Source organism: Herminiimonas sp., assembly GCF_030655415.1.
Window position 1 is genome coordinate 76,056 of record NZ_JAURVN010000006.1, and the last position, 17,413, is coordinate 93,468.

Annotated in this window: 19 protein-coding genes; 9 read left to right on the plus strand and 10 right to left on the minus strand. The window is 50.4% G+C overall.

All coding sequences use genetic code 11. The features are described from left to right. Nucleotides 1–176: 176 nt before the first annotated feature. Nucleotides 177–1,226, minus strand: a complete 1,050-nt coding sequence (locus tag Q7T66_RS05905; RefSeq protein WP_304932511.1) for a GGDEF domain-containing protein — start codon at nt 1,224–1,226, stop codon at nt 177–179. Nucleotides 1,227–1,745: 519 nt separating this feature from the next. Here Q7T66_RS05905 and Q7T66_RS05910 point away from each other — a divergent pair. From Q7T66_RS05910 to Q7T66_RS05920, 3 genes are all read left to right on the plus strand, one after another. After that, a complete protein-coding gene (locus tag Q7T66_RS05910; RefSeq protein WP_304932404.1) occupies nt 1,746–2,231 on the plus strand; it encodes a hypothetical protein in 486 nt (161 codons plus the stop codon). Between the two features lie 161 nt (nt 2,232–2,392). Beyond that, complete coding sequence (locus Q7T66_RS05915) at nt 2,393–2,761, plus strand: response regulator transcription factor (protein WP_304932405.1); 369 nt, start codon at nt 2,393–2,395, stop codon at nt 2,759–2,761. 204 nt (nt 2,762–2,965) lie between these two features. Further along, the gene (locus tag Q7T66_RS05920) at nt 2,966–3,250 is read left to right on the plus strand and encodes a hypothetical protein (RefSeq protein WP_304932406.1); all 285 of its coding nucleotides are present in this window, start codon (nt 2,966–2,968) and stop codon (nt 3,248–3,250) included. Between the two features lie 64 nt (nt 3,251–3,314). On the opposite strand, the gene Q7T66_RS05925 is transcribed toward Q7T66_RS05920, so the two are convergent. From Q7T66_RS05925 to Q7T66_RS05955, 7 genes are all read right to left on the minus strand, one after another. Further along, nucleotides 3,315–3,800, minus strand: coding sequence for a spore coat U domain-containing protein (locus Q7T66_RS05925; RefSeq protein ID WP_304932407.1), 486 nt, complete (start codon nt 3,798–3,800; stop codon nt 3,315–3,317). Continuing rightward, nucleotides 3,797–6,154, minus strand: coding sequence for a fimbria/pilus outer membrane usher protein (locus Q7T66_RS05930; protein WP_304932408.1), 2,358 nt, complete (start codon nt 6,152–6,154; stop codon nt 3,797–3,799). Before Q7T66_RS05930 ends, Q7T66_RS05925 begins: the two co-directional genes overlap by 4 nt. Further along, on the minus strand, nt 6,155–6,874 hold the full coding sequence (locus Q7T66_RS05935) for a molecular chaperone (protein WP_304932409.1): 720 nt from the start codon (nt 6,872–6,874) through the stop codon (nt 6,155–6,157). 26 nt (nt 6,875–6,900) lie between these two features. Further along, the gene (locus tag Q7T66_RS05940; protein WP_304932410.1) at nt 6,901–7,398 is read right to left on the minus strand and encodes a spore coat U domain-containing protein; all 498 of its coding nucleotides are present in this window, start codon (nt 7,396–7,398) and stop codon (nt 6,901–6,903) included. A 23-nt stretch (nt 7,399–7,421) separates the two neighbouring features. Then, nucleotides 7,422–7,796 carry a response regulator transcription factor gene (locus Q7T66_RS05945; RefSeq protein WP_304932411.1) on the minus strand — a complete coding sequence of 125 codons (375 nt, stop codon included), beginning with the start codon at nt 7,794–7,796 and terminating at the stop codon, nt 7,422–7,424. A gap of 135 nt (nt 7,797–7,931) precedes the next feature. Next, on the minus strand, nt 7,932–8,570 hold the full coding sequence (locus tag Q7T66_RS05950) for a response regulator transcription factor (RefSeq protein WP_304932412.1): 639 nt from the start codon (nt 8,568–8,570) through the stop codon (nt 7,932–7,934). Beyond that, the gene (locus tag Q7T66_RS05955; protein ID WP_304932413.1) at nt 8,567–9,976 is read right to left on the minus strand and encodes a CHASE3 domain-containing protein; all 1,410 of its coding nucleotides are present in this window, start codon (nt 9,974–9,976) and stop codon (nt 8,567–8,569) included. Before Q7T66_RS05955 ends, Q7T66_RS05950 begins: the two co-directional genes overlap by 4 nt. A 472-nt stretch (nt 9,977–10,448) precedes the next feature. Here Q7T66_RS05955 and Q7T66_RS05960 point away from each other — a divergent pair, with 472 nt between their 5' ends. Beyond that, on the plus strand, nt 10,449–10,655 hold the full coding sequence (locus Q7T66_RS05960; protein WP_304932414.1) for a heavy-metal-associated domain-containing protein: 207 nt from the start codon (nt 10,449–10,451) through the stop codon (nt 10,653–10,655). An 80-nt stretch (nt 10,656–10,735) separates the two neighbouring features. On the opposite strand, the gene cueR is transcribed toward Q7T66_RS05960, so the two are convergent. After that, complete coding sequence (cueR, locus tag Q7T66_RS05965) at nt 10,736–11,155, minus strand: Cu(I)-responsive transcriptional regulator (protein WP_304932415.1); 420 nt, start codon at nt 11,153–11,155, stop codon at nt 10,736–10,738. 60 nt (nt 11,156–11,215) lie between these two features. Next, nucleotides 11,216–11,548: a CzcE family metal-binding protein gene (locus tag Q7T66_RS05970; protein WP_304932416.1), complete on the minus strand. Its 333-nt coding sequence runs from the start codon at nt 11,546–11,548 to the stop codon at nt 11,216–11,218. 276 nt (nt 11,549–11,824) lie between these two features. Here Q7T66_RS05970 and Q7T66_RS05975 point away from each other — a divergent pair, with 276 nt between their 5' ends. The 5 genes from Q7T66_RS05975 to Q7T66_RS05995 all read left to right on the plus strand — a co-directional run bounded on the left by Q7T66_RS05975 (nt 11,825) and on the right by Q7T66_RS05995 (nt 17,403). Next, entirely contained in the window at nt 11,825–13,411 is a 1,587-nt protein-coding gene (locus tag Q7T66_RS05975; protein ID WP_304932417.1) for an ABC transporter substrate-binding protein, read from the plus strand. A gap of 75 nt (nt 13,412–13,486) precedes the next feature. Continuing rightward, on the plus strand, nt 13,487–14,464 hold the full coding sequence (locus Q7T66_RS05980; RefSeq protein ID WP_304932418.1) for an ABC transporter permease: 978 nt from the start codon (nt 13,487–13,489) through the stop codon (nt 14,462–14,464). 2 nt (nt 14,465–14,466) lie between these two features. Next, nucleotides 14,467–15,384: an ABC transporter permease gene (locus Q7T66_RS05985; RefSeq protein WP_304932419.1), complete on the plus strand. Its 918-nt coding sequence runs from the start codon at nt 14,467–14,469 to the stop codon at nt 15,382–15,384. A gap of 2 nt (nt 15,385–15,386) precedes the next feature. Beyond that, on the plus strand, nt 15,387–16,391 hold the full coding sequence (locus Q7T66_RS05990; protein WP_304932420.1) for an ABC transporter ATP-binding protein: 1,005 nt from the start codon (nt 15,387–15,389) through the stop codon (nt 16,389–16,391). Continuing rightward, nucleotides 16,384–17,403, plus strand: a complete 1,020-nt coding sequence (locus Q7T66_RS05995; protein WP_304932421.1) for an ABC transporter ATP-binding protein — start codon at nt 16,384–16,386, stop codon at nt 17,401–17,403. The genes Q7T66_RS05990 and Q7T66_RS05995 overlap by 8 nt, the downstream gene beginning before the upstream one ends. Nucleotides 17,404–17,413 lie beyond the last annotated feature (10 nt).

Here is a 17,413-nt window from a genome sequence, read left to right on the forward strand (position 1 = left end):
GGTAGAAAAGCTGAAGGATAACGCAGCGTCGCTGCGATGAAGATACAAGCGTCAGATTATCGCAGCTTGCGATTTACTTTGCTGATGGGGTGCTTGCGGCAGAATCAGAATTAAAAAAGCACGGCGTAAGCAGTGCTTTTTTAATATGAAAGAAGTTGTGGTGCTACTAGCGAGAATCAAGGCTCGTCGAAGAAGAATTCAACCGATTCAGCTTTTCTGTCGGCATGCAGATGACCTTGCCCAAGCAGCGCTTCATATTGGCACACTTGATTGCGGCCATGATCCTTGGCGTAATACAGAGCTTGATCGGCGTGGCCGAGAATCACAACCGGGGTTTCTTGCGAGATGCTGGCAAAGCCGACGCTGACCGTGATCTGGCCTACTTGGGGGAATGCGTGCTGCTCGATGTTTTCGCGGAAACGTTCGAATACCATTTGCGCATCGGCCAATGTTGCTGAACGCAGCAACACGACAAATTCTTCGCCGCCAAAACGGAAGACGCGATCTTGCGAGCGGAACGATGAGCGCAATACATTGGCAACCAGAATCAATACTTCGTCGCCATACAAATGACCGAATACATCGTTGACGCGCTTGAAGTGATCGATGTCGATGACGGCAAGCCATTGTGATTTGATCTCGCCATGATGACGGCGTTCGCCATCGTCGCGTGGTAATGGTTCTTGCGGTCTGGCGTGAACCATGCGCGCGAATTTTTCGTCGAAGGTTTTACGATTCAGCAAACCTGTCAGCGAATCGCGCTCGCTGTAATCGAGCAGGCTTTGATAGTTGCGGTAGACGCTGAGTATGCCTTCCATCACTTGCAGCATCTGCGGTGTGAAAGGTGCTTCGTGGACGATTTCCAGACAAGTCGATACTTTGTCGTTTTGCCAGATCGGAATCCACAAAGCGTGCTGACCATCAGGCCGCACTTCTTCCAAACGATTTTTGCGTTGTGCGATGCACGCGACCAGGCCTGGATAATCGACAATCGGTTCGCCAGCTATTTCGGGAGCAGATGTTTCGTCATCGACGGTTTGTACTTTGCCGTCTACAATCCACACACGTGGACGTATCAGCAGATCGCCGCGAGACTGAAATAATTCCATGACGCGCGCACGATGCACGCCGATCATGTTGAGCAGTGCTGTCATCACAGAGATGTCGAGCAAGTCGTGATCGCGATGGCCGGTGATCTCTACCAAATGATCCAGTAGAGATCCCATCATTGAAGGATCTTTATTCACAGTAAGCCCATGCCGAAACGATGATCAGTATTGATGTATTGAATCTGTGTGAGCATGGGGCGTGACTTCAAGAAAAATTTCTATTAAGAGAAGCTAATTTCAAGAGCGCAAAAAATTTCCAACTAATTGATTTATATGTTTTTTATAACCAGATTAGGCCTAAGTATTTTATCTGAATACTCCGCGACAACATCATTAGTTCAGTGCGGGTAACCATATTTTACGTTTGCGCTTTTTCTTGGCTATGAGACAAGTGATATAGCGACAAGAGACCATTTCAAAAATGTAACAAATATATTTCCATGTGGAAATTAAATGTCTTATAAATGAGTGATTTGCCTGAAAATAGTGGAATAAATGAAGGTTGATATAAGAAATTCAAATAGCAATTTTTAGATCGCGTTTCAAAATAATTTCTTGTTTGTCCAAGCCGTCACGCAGACAATAGCGTGAAATTTTTTGAGCGCCGCCGGCGTTCATTTTTCTGTGGAGTCGGGCATGTTTATTCTTTTGCTGGTGGTCACCTTGTTGATTTCGCTCGGCATTTCAATTGCAGTGATGCAGGCTTTTTCCAAATCGCTGAATGCGATCTTGCACCGAATCATTGCCGATGCAATCAGCGCTGCATGGCTCAAGTACTTGAAGTTTGCGATTTTGGTGGTGGGCGTTTCATCCGGTGTGCGCGTGCGTGAATTCGAAAAGTATATTGCGCCATCGCGTTGGGATAAAGATGCAAAAGTGGTTGAGTTCACTATGCAACGTTGGGTGCTGGAGTTGTATCAAACCGCCATCGAAACATTGCAAGGCATCGCGTGGATGTTGCTGGTGTTTTTCATGTTTGCATTGATCGCGTATGTAATCGTGCGTATAGCTGAAACCAAATTGGGTGAATCGATAGGTAAAAGCAAACCTGCGAGCGAATTCAAACAAATCATGAGCTCGCGCGATGACGTGGCGACGACTTCAGATAAGAATCAAAACTAGTCCTTTCTTGCGCACAATCCCATTCGCATATCGAGCCTGAATCAACTGTAGGGAATACCTTACAGTTGATTCAGACTATCTTTGCAATTCACGTCGTCATCGGCTTCTTCTTCGTTCAATCGGCAACTCCTAAAATAGAGTCATCTGTTAGGAGAGAAATAATGAATATCGCACTCGTTGATGATTCCACCATGGTTAGAGCTAATTTGACCTCGGTACTGACCCGGCTCCCCGGCGTGCATGTCGTCGGTCACGCCGCTAGTGAAGATGAGGCAGTTGACATGATTAACTTGAAACTTCCTGATCTGGTTTTGATGGATATTTCTCTGCAAAAGGGAACCGGTCTCGAAGCCTTGCGAAGAATCAGATTAGCCGGCAATCCCAGCCAGGTTTGGATGCTGACTAACCATAACGGCGCTCAATATAGAAAGCTTGGTAGCGAGCTGGGTGCTGAGGGATTTTTTGATAAAAGTATTGAGCTGGAAGAACTGGTCGCCGAGATCAAAAAGACATTTATTCAATACATGTAAAACAAAAATACTCTTGAGACGGGGAAAATTTTTAAAGTTTAAAGGTAGTTAGTCATCGTCAAAAAAGCATGACATTTGTTCATCAAATCGCTTGTGGTTTTCGCATCATAAAGACATCATCTTTAACAATTCCTGAGCGCCTGTTCAAGGAATTTTGCATGCCCCGCTGTTATACTGAATCATCAAAAAAACAGCGGAAACACCATGCGTTATCTTGTTTTCATACTCTGCAGCCTCGCGATTCACCTCCCAAGTGTTGCCGGCCCTGCTACCAACAATAAGATCAAGTCACCTGTCGTCGCGATAGGTTTGTCTGTCGCCGATCCTTGCCTGAATTCTTATTACGCAAACATGCGTATTTGCGCTGGCAAAGTCGTGCAGCACGTCGCCGAAGTTTCTGAAAAAGTGCAAATGATTAACGTGAGTGGCGAGGCGGTTGCTGGTGCATCTGATCAGCTCTACACAGTTCGTGTGATTGATTTTTATTAAAGAGAATTTCGCACCTGCGAAAAGATGATGCACTCGCTACATCATCGAGATCTCAAGCAACGCATCAATAATAAGTAACGGTCACTGTGATCGTATCCGTATAAAGCCCCGGTACTGCCGTTGTCTGATTTGACGCCACACGTCCGTAAATAGTGTGATTGCGCGCCGGCGACAAGCCGAGCAAATCCAGTGTGATGGACCCGCCGGGCAATGCACTGCCCCCTGTGCCATCGCCCCATATCGTCACGTAGTTATCGGTGTACATGTTGTAGTTAAGGTAATGCGTACCGCTCGCCATTCTGCGTGCCGTATAACTTGTACCGCCGCCTTGGCTGAGTTTGATTGTGTACGGAATTAGAAGTCCAACCACACCACCACAATTCACGGCGACGTTACCGTTGGCATCATGCGTACCTGCCAACAGAGGATTAAAAGATCCAAAACTGACCGGCGTAATGCTGACCGAGCAAGTACATACAATCGGCACGCACAAGGCGGATGCCTGATTCGATACGAACAGGAAAAACAGCGTCAGCATCAGCTTTTTCATTGCGTCCTTTCTTGACAGACCACGGTTCCCAGCGCGGGAATCGTTTCTGATGATTCAATCATGTCGAGTTCTGCGTAACAGTCAGCCGCATTGATTCTTGCACTGAGTTTGACGCGTTTTTCTATGCTGCTGATAAAAATCTTGCCATCAAAACCAACTGTCGATTTTTTAGGCTGATCTTTCACTGTTACTTCAGTGCCAGGTGGTAATGGCGTGCCGTCAGCGCTAACAATTTTTGCGGTGGCCGACTGCATACGACGTACCGGGAAAAGAACGGAAATTCCACTACGCATCGCCGGCGTGATGATCATATCGAGCTTGTCGATCTCTGCATCGAAAGGCAAATCAGCCTGATCGATGCTGATACGGTTTTTTTCGTAGCCGCGCAAACCGGTAATGAAGGCATAACCATTATCGCCAGTGCTGGCGACTTTCTGGTTATCGCGTAAAACACTGATGCCGTTGTAGTCGCCGACCTTGACCACGGCAAAACTGTCTTCAATGCGTCGCGTCGGGAAGGCACTGCCGCCCATCACCGCCACTGCGCCTGCAGCACCGACGCGATATGCATTATCGAAGTCGGTATGCGCGACGCCACCACTCAAGCGCGTATAGGCATTTTGTACTGTGCCTTGCGCGCTATAACGGCGTGATTCGCTTTGATCAGCATTGATTTGATAACCGTAACCTGGACCAGTTGGCATATTGCGCTGCAATTGCAAAGCGGTATAAGACGAATCCTTATCCTTGGTTTGCACTGCGGAGACACTGCCTTGCGTACCCAAGGTATGTATCAAGGTCAGGCTGAGCATGGTGCCGTTTCTGGCATCCAGTTGACGTGTCGCAGCGATACTGAAGTAGGCATGCTGTCCAAGGCTGCGGCTATAGCTAAGTGCCGCCAAACGATTGCGCTCGTTTTGCCAGGTCGTCTGATGCGCATAACTGGCGCCGATACCGCCGTTCAGCCACGGCATGCCTAATGCCAGTGCGCCCGACACTTTGGTTGCGCGTCCTTCGATTTCACCAAGCTGCGTGAAGTTGCGTGTCGCGTAACGCGCGATAAAACTGCCGCTGAGATCTGGTGCTTGTCTATCCATGCTGATGCCCGATGACCAGCCGCTACCGGCATCAGCTCTGCTGGCCGCACCTTGCACGCCGACCGTACCAAAGGTGCCGAGCAGCAATGTGCCGCCCGCACCTACTGTCTGTTGCGAACTAAGAATTTCGCCTCGTACTTCGCTCGTAAAATTAGGCGTGATGCCCAGCCTGTCTGTGCCGGAAACAAACGCACGGCCATAGTTATTACTGGCAAAGCCATAATCCTCACGCACAAACCCGGCTTCTACCGAAAAGTCATGCAGACCCGGTTTCAGCAAAGCGCGGCTGGCGTAATACGGCTGCACAATAATTTGCTCCCGACCAAGCACATCACGAACTGCCATGCGGATTTCTCCTTTGCCGGTCACTAGTGGCACATTCGCTAAATCGAAAGGGCCGGCTGGGATTGTCGTCTGCGATCCATAACTATTGTTGACATACAAATCCAGCGTGGATGGCAAAGCGGTTTCGCCACGTACGGTTGGTAAAGGCAAGGTTGAGAAGCCAGGCGTCAATGCGAAATTCGTGCCCCAGCGCACACCGCCAAAACGTACCGAACGTCCCCACGTACCGCCCGCACTGATGGCATCGCCCAACCATACGCTCTGCCGTTTATCCGGCACATCAATCGTCCAACTGGTATCCAGACGGATGTTGCTACTGTTGCCGTTATTGCTGCGATACAGCGATGATGAGGATGCAAAACCCCACTTCCCAAATAACGAAAATTCATACAAACCACCAACTGAATTCAGGCGATCGCTACGTTCTGCCTGTACGTCGTAATTAAAGAATCCACCAAGGGGCGATTCGGTAAGTACCGGTGTCTTTTCATCTTCGACTGCGATCTTGTAAACGGAAAAAGCAGACGCCTTGGCATTGATCAAGAGCGATTGCGTTTTTGGATTCACTTTCCATTCAATATCGGGGATATCTGCCAGCTTGATGTATGCCGCGCCTTCAAAAATTATTTCTGTCGCGGCCGACTTCGGCATATTCCATTTCAGCAGATCTGCCTGCGAAACAGCAATTTCATTTTTTGGTAATTGCAATACGGCGCTGGTGTCGTCTTGTTCAATGCCATTGATCAAGACCGCCAATACGACCACAGTTGCGTTCGATATTTTTTGTTTCGCTGCATAGTCGGGCGCGGGCGCTACTAATTCCGGGACGATGGCGCGCTCGTCCGCCGCATTAGTTTGTGCAAGGACGGCATGGGTATTCAAGGCAAGCGCGGCAATCAAACAGCTGCGCATCTAGTCCCCTCGTGCCAGTTCCGTGGAAATATATTGCGGTCCGCGATCTGTAAACACTTCAAGTGTGATCGGTTGGCTGGAGATGGTCTGCGCAGTGCGCATGTTGAAGCTGCGTGTTTCACCGGGGAAGACGACGCCGCCTTCCGTGGTGGACGCAACGGTTTCACCGCCTTTGGCTTCGTTCAATCTGACTTTGACGCCGCCGATTTTGTAATGGACATTGCCGCCATTTTGCAGCTTGACGACCAGGTTGCCTTTTTTATCAGCGCGTACGGTCCATTTTTCATCGCGAATGATTTGTGCCGGTGCCACATAAATAGGCAGCCGCATCGCGACCAACACACGAACATTGGTGCCAGCTGTTTCGGTACGAGCGACCGGTACTTCACGCAATACCAGGCGATACGTTACTTCGTCAGTTTTGTCCGAGGGACGGCGCAAACCGACGCGCACGACCTGGCTTTCATTAGGCTCAACTGTAAATACTGCAGGGTTGACCATGATTTCTGACGTTTCGCCATCCTGATCCACACCATTCACACGGGTCCATGCAATGGTTTCCACCTGCATGGTGACGGCTTCTGTTCCGTAGTTGACGATATTCACCGTAGTGCGATTAACCGCTCCGCCCATATGGATGGCAACCGGTGTAACACCGAGATTAGCTGCCCATAAAGTCTGTGAAAAAATTGCCAGCAACAGCAAACAAAGTCGCATCATCTCAGCCCCTTGCAAATATCAGGAGATTAATAAGTGATGGTAACGGTGACTGTATCGGTATAGCTGCCTGGCACTGCGCCAACCAACGATGGCAAACGACCGTAGATACTCAACGATTGATTACCGCCCGAACCCGTTCCACCTACTGTGTTACTACTGGTGCCATCGCCCCATACTGTGGTGCGAGCAGCATCCGTGTACAACTGATAACCCAAGGTGTGCGAACCGTTTTTGATTGCACGTGCACCGAAAGCGGATGCGCCACCTGCGTTAGTACCTGCGTTCAAAGCAACTGTATAAGGTGTCGTGTTTGAACACTGCACTGTCAGACTGGAATTCGAATCCAAAGGCACTGCAGCTGCGATCGGATCAATGCTGCTACCGAAGTTCAGCAAGGTGCCGGTGACATTGCATGAACTCAACACTGTTGCGGTGACCTGGAAGGTAGTCGCTGCCGTACCAGCAAATGCACCGCTTGTAGCAAGTACTGAACAAAGAACAGCTGATTTCAATAATTTAGACATTTACAACTCCTGTAATTTTTTGGTTAGCTGGACAATCCGGGCTGCATCATGGATCGGATCTTGTCCAATACGTTTTCAATACCCGTGCTTTTATCGTAAAAACCAGTGGCGCCTAATTCAAAACTTAAACGGCGATACTGGTCATGCGTTTGGTTCGTCAGCATGAATATTTCCGACGTAGAGCCAGCTTTCCCAAGCGCTTTCAGCACATTAAATCCACTTCCTGGTGACAGATTGACGTCTAACATCACGACATCGGGATAAAGCTGCAGGATCATCTCTACCGCTTCATGTTCCGATTCCGCTTCGCCTATCACGGAGACTCCTGGTATCGACAACAGCAACGAAACCAGATGCTTCCGTATCACCGCTGAATCTTCCACGACAACTATTTTCATAAGCACCTCCGATGAACTAAAGAATAAACAAGTAGCTCGTTCGGGGTAAGACGCAGATGCCGATGGTGTCGGAAGGGATTGTTCGTCTCTTTAAGTAAGGAAATCCTTACAAGAAAGCGCACAGGGGTAAAACAGTCAGTCTTTGGCCGTCAGGCCGTGTTGCACACAATATTTAGTCATTTCCACCTTGTTTTTCCAACCGGTTTTTTGCAGGATGCGTGCGGTATAAGTGCTGACGGTCTTGGCGGATACATGCATCGATTCACCAACTTCATTTGCACTTTTACCTGCAGCCAGTAAGAGCATTACGCGATATTCTTGCGCGGATAAATCTTCGTGCGGCAATTGATCCATGGCTTTGCCACCAAGAATATCCAGCAGGCGATCGGCCATGCTGGCGGTGACATAGCGTTTTCCTTCGAGGATGCGCTGGATAGCAATGATCAATTCATCGCCGGCCAAATCCTTGGGCAAATAGCCGACGGCGCCCATTTGCAGAACGCGTGAGGCGTAGACGGTTTCTGCATTCAGGCTGAGGACGAGTATCGGCACTTCTTTGGCGACCCGCAGCATCTTCGCCACGCCTTCGGTGCCGCTGACATCGGGCAGGCTGAGGTCAAGGATGATGATGTCGGGTTTGCTTGCCGCAAATTTGGCAGTGGCGCTGGCTACGGATTCTGCTTCGGCAATTTCTGCATCAGGCCAGCGGCCGAGGATGAGCTGGCGCACGCCGAGCCGCATGATGGGATGGTCGTCAACAATCAAGCACTTCATTCGTCGCCCTCAAGTTGCAAAGGTACTAATACGGTGATCTTTGTGCCCTGATCTTCGGCCGGACCGAATTCAAAAGTGCCGCCTATCAGCGTTGCGCGTTCGCGCATATTGCGCACGCCGCTCGCATCTTTTCTGATTTGTTTGGGGCCGACGCCGTCGTCGATGATGGTGAAGCGATAACTGTTGTTTTCAAATTTGCCATCTATCCAAATCCGCTCGGCATGCGCGTGACGCAATACGTTGGTGGCTGCTTCTTGAAAGATGCGGAACAGTTGATTGGCTTGTTGCGGTGTCAATGCGGAATCGTGCGATACATCAATTGTCATTGCAGGACCGCCACGCTTGGTGAACGCCTCCGCATAATGTTCAATCGCTGCCGACAAACCAAAGTCGTCCAGCAGGGCAGGACGCAACTCGGCTGAAATCCTGCGCGCGACATTGACACCTTCGTCTAGCAAGCCGGCAATCTCATCAACTTTTTCTTTAATCGTTTCTGGCGTGTGTTCGCCTTTTACTCCCATCATTACCAACTTCAATGAGGTGAATATCTGTCCCAACTGATCATGTACTTCGCGCGCAAGTCGACGACGTTCAGTCTCTATGTTTTCATCCAGCTCCATCGCAAACTTCTTGATGCGTTGCAAGGCATGTTGCAATTGCAAGGTGCGTTCATGTACGACCCGCTCCAGCATTTCATTCGCATTTTTTAATTTGAGTTGCGCCAGATCGCGAATACGTTTTTCACGGATCAAAAACATCGCGGAAACGAAAAGAAGCGCAGTACCCCAAATAGACAGCCAAAAATTGAGCGTCATTGAACGCTCTTGCACGTCTTCAGCTTGATGAATCCGATGAGCACTCAAGCTCATTTGATCGTTCTGCAAGAAGGCAATCTCTTGTCGAATTTCATCCATCATTTGTTTGCCTTCGCCGAACAAGGATGGATCTTCGAGTATCGCCGCACCTTTTTGACGTCGCAGATCTATCAAGACTTCTGCATGGTGAATGCGTCTTGCCATCAAATCGTCGAGGCGTGTTTGCGAGTAACCATCGGCGCGCTCTTCCGCCAGACTGGCTTTTAGTTTTTTATTGGTTTGGTCGATCAGATCGTGCGCATGCTTGTATGGCAAGAGATATGCCTCATCGCCAGTGATCATGAAGCCACGCTGGCCGGTTTCGATATCCTTTAACAAGGACATCGTTTCACCGATGAGAATAGTGTTTTGAAGTGCCTGTCGGCTGGCTTGGTTATGCAGATCGATCTGCTCAATACTTTGCAGACCTTTGGTCGCTGTATATATAAATGAGCACAGACCAATAAATAGAAGAAATATCGCGAGCCCTGTATGTCCGGACGAGAGGATCGGTTTAAAGCGAGCGATCAATGGTTGATGGCTGTAATTCATCGGCATTGCCTCACGGTATGTTGCTTCGATTCAACGAAACAATGAGGGTGGAAAGTTATTAACGGCGGGCAATCGGATCTGCGTATTGATTGTGTTGTTTTATTCGCTTAACCACATCCCATAAATATGGGATATTCCCGCTTATTTTGCTTTCTTGATGACACATTCACAAAATATTCACTGAGTATGTGAATGAAAATTTCTATTAGTAAATGTTTTTATGTCGTGCATTATTTAATGCACATCTTTTTTTGCGTGTCGGCAACTGAACGGTTTTCTTGGTTTAAAAAATGGAAGCTCGGCAAAACGCTTGTACCAAATTATTAGAAAAACAATCGTCAACATTTGTAGGGAATTGGATGACGAGCAAAAGCGAGCAGAAAATAAACGGGTTTATTAAGAAGTCTTATTGACCTTCCCACAATGGGAAGCACTACAGTGAAGGCGTTGATTCACTAACAGGAGGCAAATCATGTATGAATTGCAAGTTGAAGAAATGAGTTGCGGACATTGCGCCAGCAGCGTGACGAAATCGGTACAGGCAGTCGATGCGCAAGCGAAAGTAGAGGTCGATCTGGCGCAGCGCAAAGTGCGTGTCGACTCCTCTGCAGAATTGGACAAGATTGCTGCGGCGATAGTCGCTGCCGGTTATCCGGTTGTTGGTAGAGCAACGCTATAAATCTGTAGCTAGAAATAAAAAAGCGAGTCGGTGATGAACCGGCTCGCTTTTTTATTGTGTGACTTAATTAGTACATATTTCTAGTGGCAGGCACCACATTCAGCGCCGTCATTTTCTTGCGCTAAGCCACGCAGAATAGGGCAGTCAGCACGCGCGTCACCTGAGCAGGATTTCGCCAGATCTTGCAACGTATCGCGCATTTCGCTCAATTCTGTAATACGCTTTTCAAGATCGGCGACGTGCGTCAAGGCGATCGCTTTGACATCTGAACTGGCACGATGCGAGTCGTTCCATAGCGACAGCAAATCCTTGATCTGATCAAGTGAAAAACCGAGCGATCGCCCGCGCTTGATGAAACGCAAGGTATGCAGATCGTGGTCGGTGTAGGTGCGATAGCCGGCCTCGGTACGCGTGCTTTGCTTGATCAAATTGATGGATTCATAATGACGAATCATTTTCGCGGAAATGCCGGAAGCGCTTGCGGCTTGACCGATGTTCATGATGTTCCTTTGCGTTAAAGCGCAGCTGACTGTATGACTAGCTCAAACCTGCGCAAATCTTTAGTCCCAACCTCTGTATTTTGGATCTGGCGAAACGTAAGCTTCAATGCGTCGATTCAGTACACCGGGAGGAGCTACGCGACTGAGGTCAAAAGATGAAACGGTTGATCCAACAAAGAAATCCCAGCCGAAGGATTTGTCGCCGACAACGAAATTAATAATCTCACCACCTTCAACATTGACCCATTTGGTTTCTGGCGTGATGACGATGGTGCGGGTGGCTGCATTCGATGGTGCTGGATTGCCTAGCAAATCGAATCGAGGTTCCGAAAAAGCCGGCATGCTGAACGCCATCAGCGCGGCAAAGGCGAGGGTAAGTGATCGGATCAACATGGCAAGCTCCATTCCTAGCGACAATACATATTTAGAACGCGTGAACCAGCGGCGGTTCCTCGTCTCAAGCTGCTTATTATCACCCGATGATTCCAGGTCTGCTGGCCGATATAAGTTTTTGAACTATCCATAGCCGAAATGCATTATTTACATTCATCGGTGAGGTGACTAACATCGCATGTTGAGCGCGGTCGTGCATACTTATGCGAAGAGTTCGGATCGCAAGCCTGCACAAGTCATCGCAAGCATCACCCATAGTTTTCCTGAAAGCACACCATGTTCGGTTTCAAACGAAAAAATTTATCTGCGCTGGCATTGGTCGGCGCGCTTGCATGCTCGGCGACTTTGATGACGCATTCTGCGCTGGCCGCCGATCTTAAAATCGGTTTGTCCGCTGACGTATCTTCGCTTGATCCGCATTATTTGAATATCGCGCCTAACGTCGCGTTCTCTGCGCACATCTTCGACGCACTGTTGAATGTGGATGCCAACGGCAAACTGGTTCCTGGCCTCGCAACCTCATGGCGCGCAGTCGATGCGACGACCTGGGAATTTAAATTGCGACGCGGCGTGAAATTTCATGACGGTTCTGACTTCACTGCGGAAGATGTGATCTTTTCGCTGGATAGACCAGCCAAGCTGACGAACAGCCCAGGCCCATTCACTGCATATACAAAACAGATCGTCGCCAAGAAAATTGTCGATCCCTACACAGTGCGCCTGACGACGGCTGCACCTTACGGTCCGTTGACCTTGGATATGAGCGCAGTGTTCATTGTCTCGAAAAAAGCAGCAGAGAAAGCTACAACCGACGATTTCAACAGCGGCAAGGCTTTGATAGGAACCGGCCCGTATAAATTTATCAGCTTCAAACGCGGCGACCGGATTGAAGTCGCGCGCAACGATAGCTACTGGGGCGGCAAATCAGATTGGAATAAAGTCACCTTCCGCATCATCACTAATTCCGCACCACGCCTCGCTGCTTTATTGTCGGGCGACGTTGATGCGATTGAAGGCGTGCCGACTGCCGATTTATCGCGCCTGAAGAACAATGCGAAATTCAGCTTCGCGCAGAAAATATCCTGGCGCACGATTTTCTGGGAGCTCGATCAATCGCCGCGTCCTTCACGTTACGTGACTGACAAAGCCGGCAAACCATTGCCCAAGAATCCGCTTGCCGACGTGCGCGTGCGCCAGGCTATTTCAAAAGCGATTAACCGTCAGGCTTTGGTCGAGCGCACGATGGAAGGCCTGGCAGTGCCGGCATCAAATATCGTTTCACCCGGCATCTTTGGCTATAACGACGCATTGAAAGTCGAAGCCTACGATCCGGAAGGCGCGAAGAAATTGCTGGCGGATGCCGGATATCCGAACGGCTTTGCACTGACCATACACGGCCCGAACGATCGCTATATCAATGACGAACAAGTGGTGCAGACGGTTGCGCAATTTCTGAATCGCATCGGCATTCAGACCAAGGTCGAGACGCTGCCGCTGTCAGTCTATTTCGCCAAGGCACGTGCTGGCGAATTCAGTGTGTCTTTATTAGGTTGGGGTACTTTGGCAGGCGATTTTGGTTTGCGTACTTTGGTCGGTACACCGAATGCAGAAAGCGGTTGGGGTTCGTGGAACTGGGGCAAGTACAGCAATCCCGCAGTGGATAAATTGATCGTCTCGTCGTTGTCGTCAGTCGATCAAGCCAAGCGCGAAGCATTTGCGAAGGATGCAGCTTCCGTGGCGCTGAAGGATTACGCGGTGGTGCCCTTGCATCATCAATATGCGACCTGGGCGCTGCGCAAAGGCTTGAAGTACACTGCGCGTACCGATGAATTCACCTTCGCACATCAGTTCCATCCTGAATAAATCCCGCGCGCAATTGCATTTGCCGGAGGTTCGTGCGCGCGCCTTTAACTTCGTATTAGCGAGCGTGGACTGATCATGCTCGACTTCATTCTGCGCCGCCTGGCTCAAAGTATACTGGTGCTGGCCGTGATGTCTCTGCTGGTATTTGTCGGCGTGTACGCGATCGGCAATCCTATTGATATGCTGATCAGTCCGGATGCCGATCAGCTGGAACGCGCACGCACGATTGCCGCGTTTGGTCTCGACAAACCGTTGTGGCAGCAATATTTCATTTTTATTCAGCAAGCATTGAGCGGCGATCTCGGCCGCTCGTTTTCATTCGGCACGCCCGCATTGGCGCTGATTCTTGAACGTCTCCCTGCAACTTTGGAATTGGCGATTTGCGCCATCCTCATTGCGATCGTACTCGGCATTCCACTGGGATTGTGGGCTGGCTTGCGGCCGAATAGCTGGACCGGAAAAAGCATCATGGCGGTTTCCATCCTTGGGTTTTCATTGCCGACATTCTGGGTCGGCTTGATGCTGATCATGGTGTTTGCAGTGCAGCTCGGTTGGCTGCCATCGGGCGGACGTGGCGAAACAAGCATGTTGTTCGGCGTGCCGGTCAGCTTCCTGACACTGGATGGTTTGCAGCATTTGCTATTGCCCGCATTTAATCTCGCGCTGTTTAATATCGCATTGGTCATCAGACTGACGCGCGCCGGCGCGCAAGAAGCGCTGTTGCAGGACTACGTAAAATTTGCGCGCGCCAAGGGTTTGTCGAACAGCCGCATCATCGGCGTGCACGTGCTGAAAAATATCTTGATTCCGATCGTTACCGTCATCGCATTGCAGTTCGGTTCCATCATCGCGTTTGCGATCGTGACGGAATCGGTATTTGCATGGCCGGGCATGGGCAAGCTGATCATCGATTCCATCCGTGTGCTGGATAGGCCGGTGATCGTCGCTTACCTGATGTTGATTGTTGTGCTGTTCATCTTCATCAACCTGATCGTCGATGTCGTGTATTCGATGCTTGATCCGCGCGTGCGCTTGTCGGATGCGAAAGGCTGATGATGAACACAGCAATCAAATCAGCTGAAATCAAACTCGAAGTGGAAACACCATTCAAGCGTTTCACGCGCAATTTCTTTTCCAGCAAAATTGCGCTGGCGGGATTTGTCGCATTGAGTCTGATCGTATTGGCGGCGATTTTTGCGCCGATTATCGCACCGCAGAATCCGTATGACCTGACGCAAATCGACATCATGGATTCACGCCTCGCTCCGGGCGGACAAAATATCGATCACACGTTCACCTATTTGCTCGGCACCGATGAGCAAGGGCGCGACATGCTGTCGGCGATTTTGTATGGCGTGCGGATTTCCATCATTGTCGGCGTCGTGAGTACGGCGATTGCGTTGATGATCGGTTTAACGCTGGGATTGTTCGCCGGTTATTTCGGCGGTCGCGTTGAAGGCTTCATCATGCGGGTGGCAGATATTCAATTGTCTTTTCCACCGATCTTGGTCGCGTTGATTTTGCTGGCATTGATGGGGCCAGGCACCAGCAAAATCGTCATCGCATTGGTAGCGGTGCAGTGGGCGTATTACGCGCGCACGGCGCGCAGCGCGGCGCTGGTCGAACGCAAAAAAGAATATATAGAAGCTGCGAGCGGACTCGGCCTGTCGCCATTGCGCATTGTGTTCCGCCATCTGTTACCGAACTGCCTGCCACCGCTCATCGTCATCGCAGCCTTGCAAGTGGCGTCAGCAATTTCGCTGGAGGCGACCTTGTCATTTCTTGGTTTGGGCTTGCCGGTCACCGAACCGTCGCTAGGCTTGCTGATCGCTAACGGCTTCGACTACATGATGTCCGGCAAATACTGGATCAGCGTTTTCCCCGGCATCGCCTTGCTGGTCACAGTGGTGTCTATCAACTTGGTCGCCGATCAATTGCGCGACGTATTGAATCCCCGCCTGCAGACGCAATGACCATGACGAACACTACGCCAACCCTCAGCGTGCAAAACCTGCAGATGCATTTTTCTGCGCGCGACGGCATTGTGAAAGCGGTAGAAGACGTGTCGTTCTCGGTTGCGCCCGGCCAGATCATGGGCCTGGTTGGCGAATCCGGTTCAGGCAAATCGATGACGGCGTATTCGATCATGGGCTTGATCGATGCGCCAGGAAAAATCGTAGGCGGAAAAATTCTGCTGAAAGATCAGGACTTGCGCGCGTTGCCACCGCAAGCGATGCGTCGCATACGCGGCAATCGCATCGCGATGATTTTTCAAGATCCGATGATTACGCTTAATCCTGTGCTGCGCATCGATACGCAAATGATAGAAGCCGTGCTGGCGCATCAGAAGGTTAGCAAAGCGACCGCACGTGAGATGTCACGCGACGCGCTGGTGCGTGTCGGCATCGCGTCGCCGGATGAGCGGCTGCTTGCGTATCCGCATCAATTCTCGGGCGGAATGCGACAACGCGTGGCGATCGCGATTGCCTTGTTGAATAAACCGGACTTGATCATTTGCGATGAGCCGACGACCGCGCTCGATGTCACGATACAAGGCCAGATTTTGTACGAGATGCAAAAGCTGTGTAGAGAATCCGGCACCTCGCTGATCTGGATCACGCATGATCTATCCGTGATTGCCGGTTTGGCCGATGCAGTGTGCGTAATGTACGCCGGGAAGATTGTCGAGAGCGGTAGTGTGCAAGATGTGCTGGAGAAACCGCAGCATCCATATACCTATGGTTTGATCGCATCGTCGCCATCGCGCAATCTGCCCGGTCAGCCGCTACGGCAAATTGCCGGCATGACGCCATCATTGCTGAATCTGCCGTCCGGTTGCGCTTTCCGCACCCGCTGCGAACGCGCAACGTCGGTGTGCGAGAACACGCCGCCTTTGACGACTGATGGCGCGCGCACCTTGCGCTGTTTTCATCCCATCCCGGAAGCAGCAAGTTTGACGCTAGAGGCAAAACATGACTGAACCACTTCAGCATTTTCAGCCCCTGCTTGAATTGCGCGACGTCAGCAAGCGCTTCGCTAAACCTTTGGATGCGGTTTCCAAAGTGGCAAACATCTTTGGCGCAAAGAAGGCAGCAGAAGTGGTGCATGCCGTCGATCAGGTTTCGCTGACGATTCATTCCGGCGAAGTCGTCGGTCTGGTTGGTGAATCAGGTTGCGGTAAATCGACCTTAGGTCGAATGGCAGTCGGCTTGCATACCTTGTCATCCGGCACGCGCTTGTGGAAAGGCGAGGATCTCGCCGCCGTCAGCGTTGCGCAAAGACGCAAGCAACAACTCGCGATGCAAATGATTTTTCAGGATCCGTATGCATCGCTCAATCCGCGCATGCGCATACAGGATATTGTCGGCGAAGCGCCAGTTGCGCACGGCATGATTCCGGCCGCACAGCAAAAGGAATACGTAGCGCAGCTTTTACAAAAAGTGAATCTCGATCCGGCTCTGGCGCGTCGCTTCCCGCATCAATTCTCTGGCGGTCAACGTGCGCGCATCGGCATCGCACGCGCCTTGGCAGTCAATCCAGAATTGTTGGTGTGTGATGAAGCGGTCGCCGCGCTCGATGTATCGATACAGGCGCAAGTGTTGAATCTGTTCATCAAGCTGCGCGATGAACTGAACCTGACGTATCTATTCATCAGTCACGATCTTGGCGTGGTGCGCCACGTATCCGATCGCGTCGTCATTATGTATCTCGGACGTATTGTCGAGTCTTCGCCGACGGCAGAATTATTTGCGCGGCCTAATCATCCGTACACGATTGCCTTGCTGGCATCGGCACCAAAACTGGAAGTGAAGAAAATTGATTTTTATGCAGTAAAGGGAGAAATTCCATCACCGATGCATCCGCCATCGGGTTGCCATTTTCACCCGCGCTGTGAGCACGCGATGCCGCGCTGCAGTGTCGAGCAACCGCTATTGAAAGAACTCGCGCCCAGCCATTTCTCAGCCTGTCATTTGAATGACAGCATCGCTTAAAGCACTTGGA

Excerpts from the sequence above, each read along its gene's own strand:
- Q7T66_RS05905 (WP_304932511.1), bottom strand. The coding sequence starts at position 1,226 with ATGGGATCTCTACTGGATCATTTGGTAGAGATCACCGGCCATCGCGAT.
- Q7T66_RS05910 (WP_304932404.1), top strand. The coding sequence starts at position 1,746 with ATGTTTATTCTTTTGCTGGTGGTCACCTTGTTGATTTCGCTCGGCATT.
- Q7T66_RS05915 (WP_304932405.1), top strand. The coding sequence starts at position 2,393 with ATGAATATCGCACTCGTTGATGATTCCACCATGGTTAGAGCTAATTTG.
- Q7T66_RS05920 (WP_304932406.1), top strand. The coding sequence starts at position 2,966 with ATGCGTTATCTTGTTTTCATACTCTGCAGCCTCGCGATTCACCTCCCA.
- Q7T66_RS05925 (WP_304932407.1), bottom strand. The coding sequence starts at position 3,800 with ATGAAAAAGCTGATGCTGACGCTGTTTTTCCTGTTCGTATCGAATCAG.
- Q7T66_RS05930 (WP_304932408.1), bottom strand. The coding sequence starts at position 6,154 with ATGCGCAGCTGTTTGATTGCCGCGCTTGCCTTGAATACCCATGCCGTC.
- Q7T66_RS05935 (WP_304932409.1), bottom strand. The coding sequence starts at position 6,874 with ATGATGCGACTTTGTTTGCTGTTGCTGGCAATTTTTTCACAGACTTTA.
- Q7T66_RS05940 (WP_304932410.1), bottom strand. The coding sequence starts at position 7,398 with ATGTCTAAATTATTGAAATCAGCTGTTCTTTGTTCAGTACTTGCTACA.
- Q7T66_RS05945 (WP_304932411.1), bottom strand. The coding sequence starts at position 7,796 with ATGAAAATAGTTGTCGTGGAAGATTCAGCGGTGATACGGAAGCATCTG.
- Q7T66_RS05950 (WP_304932412.1), bottom strand. The coding sequence starts at position 8,570 with ATGAAGTGCTTGATTGTTGACGACCATCCCATCATGCGGCTCGGCGTG.
- Q7T66_RS05955 (WP_304932413.1), bottom strand. The coding sequence starts at position 9,976 with ATGAATTACAGCCATCAACCATTGATCGCTCGCTTTAAACCGATCCTC.
- Q7T66_RS05960 (WP_304932414.1), top strand. The coding sequence starts at position 10,449 with ATGTATGAATTGCAAGTTGAAGAAATGAGTTGCGGACATTGCGCCAGC.
- cueR (WP_304932415.1), bottom strand. The coding sequence starts at position 11,155 with ATGAACATCGGTCAAGCCGCAAGCGCTTCCGGCATTTCCGCGAAAATG.
- Q7T66_RS05970 (WP_304932416.1), bottom strand. The coding sequence starts at position 11,548 with ATGTTGATCCGATCACTTACCCTCGCCTTTGCCGCGCTGATGGCGTTC.
- Q7T66_RS05975 (WP_304932417.1), top strand. The coding sequence starts at position 11,825 with ATGTTCGGTTTCAAACGAAAAAATTTATCTGCGCTGGCATTGGTCGGC.
- Q7T66_RS05980 (WP_304932418.1), top strand. The coding sequence starts at position 13,487 with ATGCTCGACTTCATTCTGCGCCGCCTGGCTCAAAGTATACTGGTGCTG.
- Q7T66_RS05985 (WP_304932419.1), top strand. The coding sequence starts at position 14,467 with ATGAACACAGCAATCAAATCAGCTGAAATCAAACTCGAAGTGGAAACA.
- Q7T66_RS05990 (WP_304932420.1), top strand. The coding sequence starts at position 15,387 with ATGACGAACACTACGCCAACCCTCAGCGTGCAAAACCTGCAGATGCAT.
- Q7T66_RS05995 (WP_304932421.1), top strand. The coding sequence starts at position 16,384 with ATGACTGAACCACTTCAGCATTTTCAGCCCCTGCTTGAATTGCGCGAC.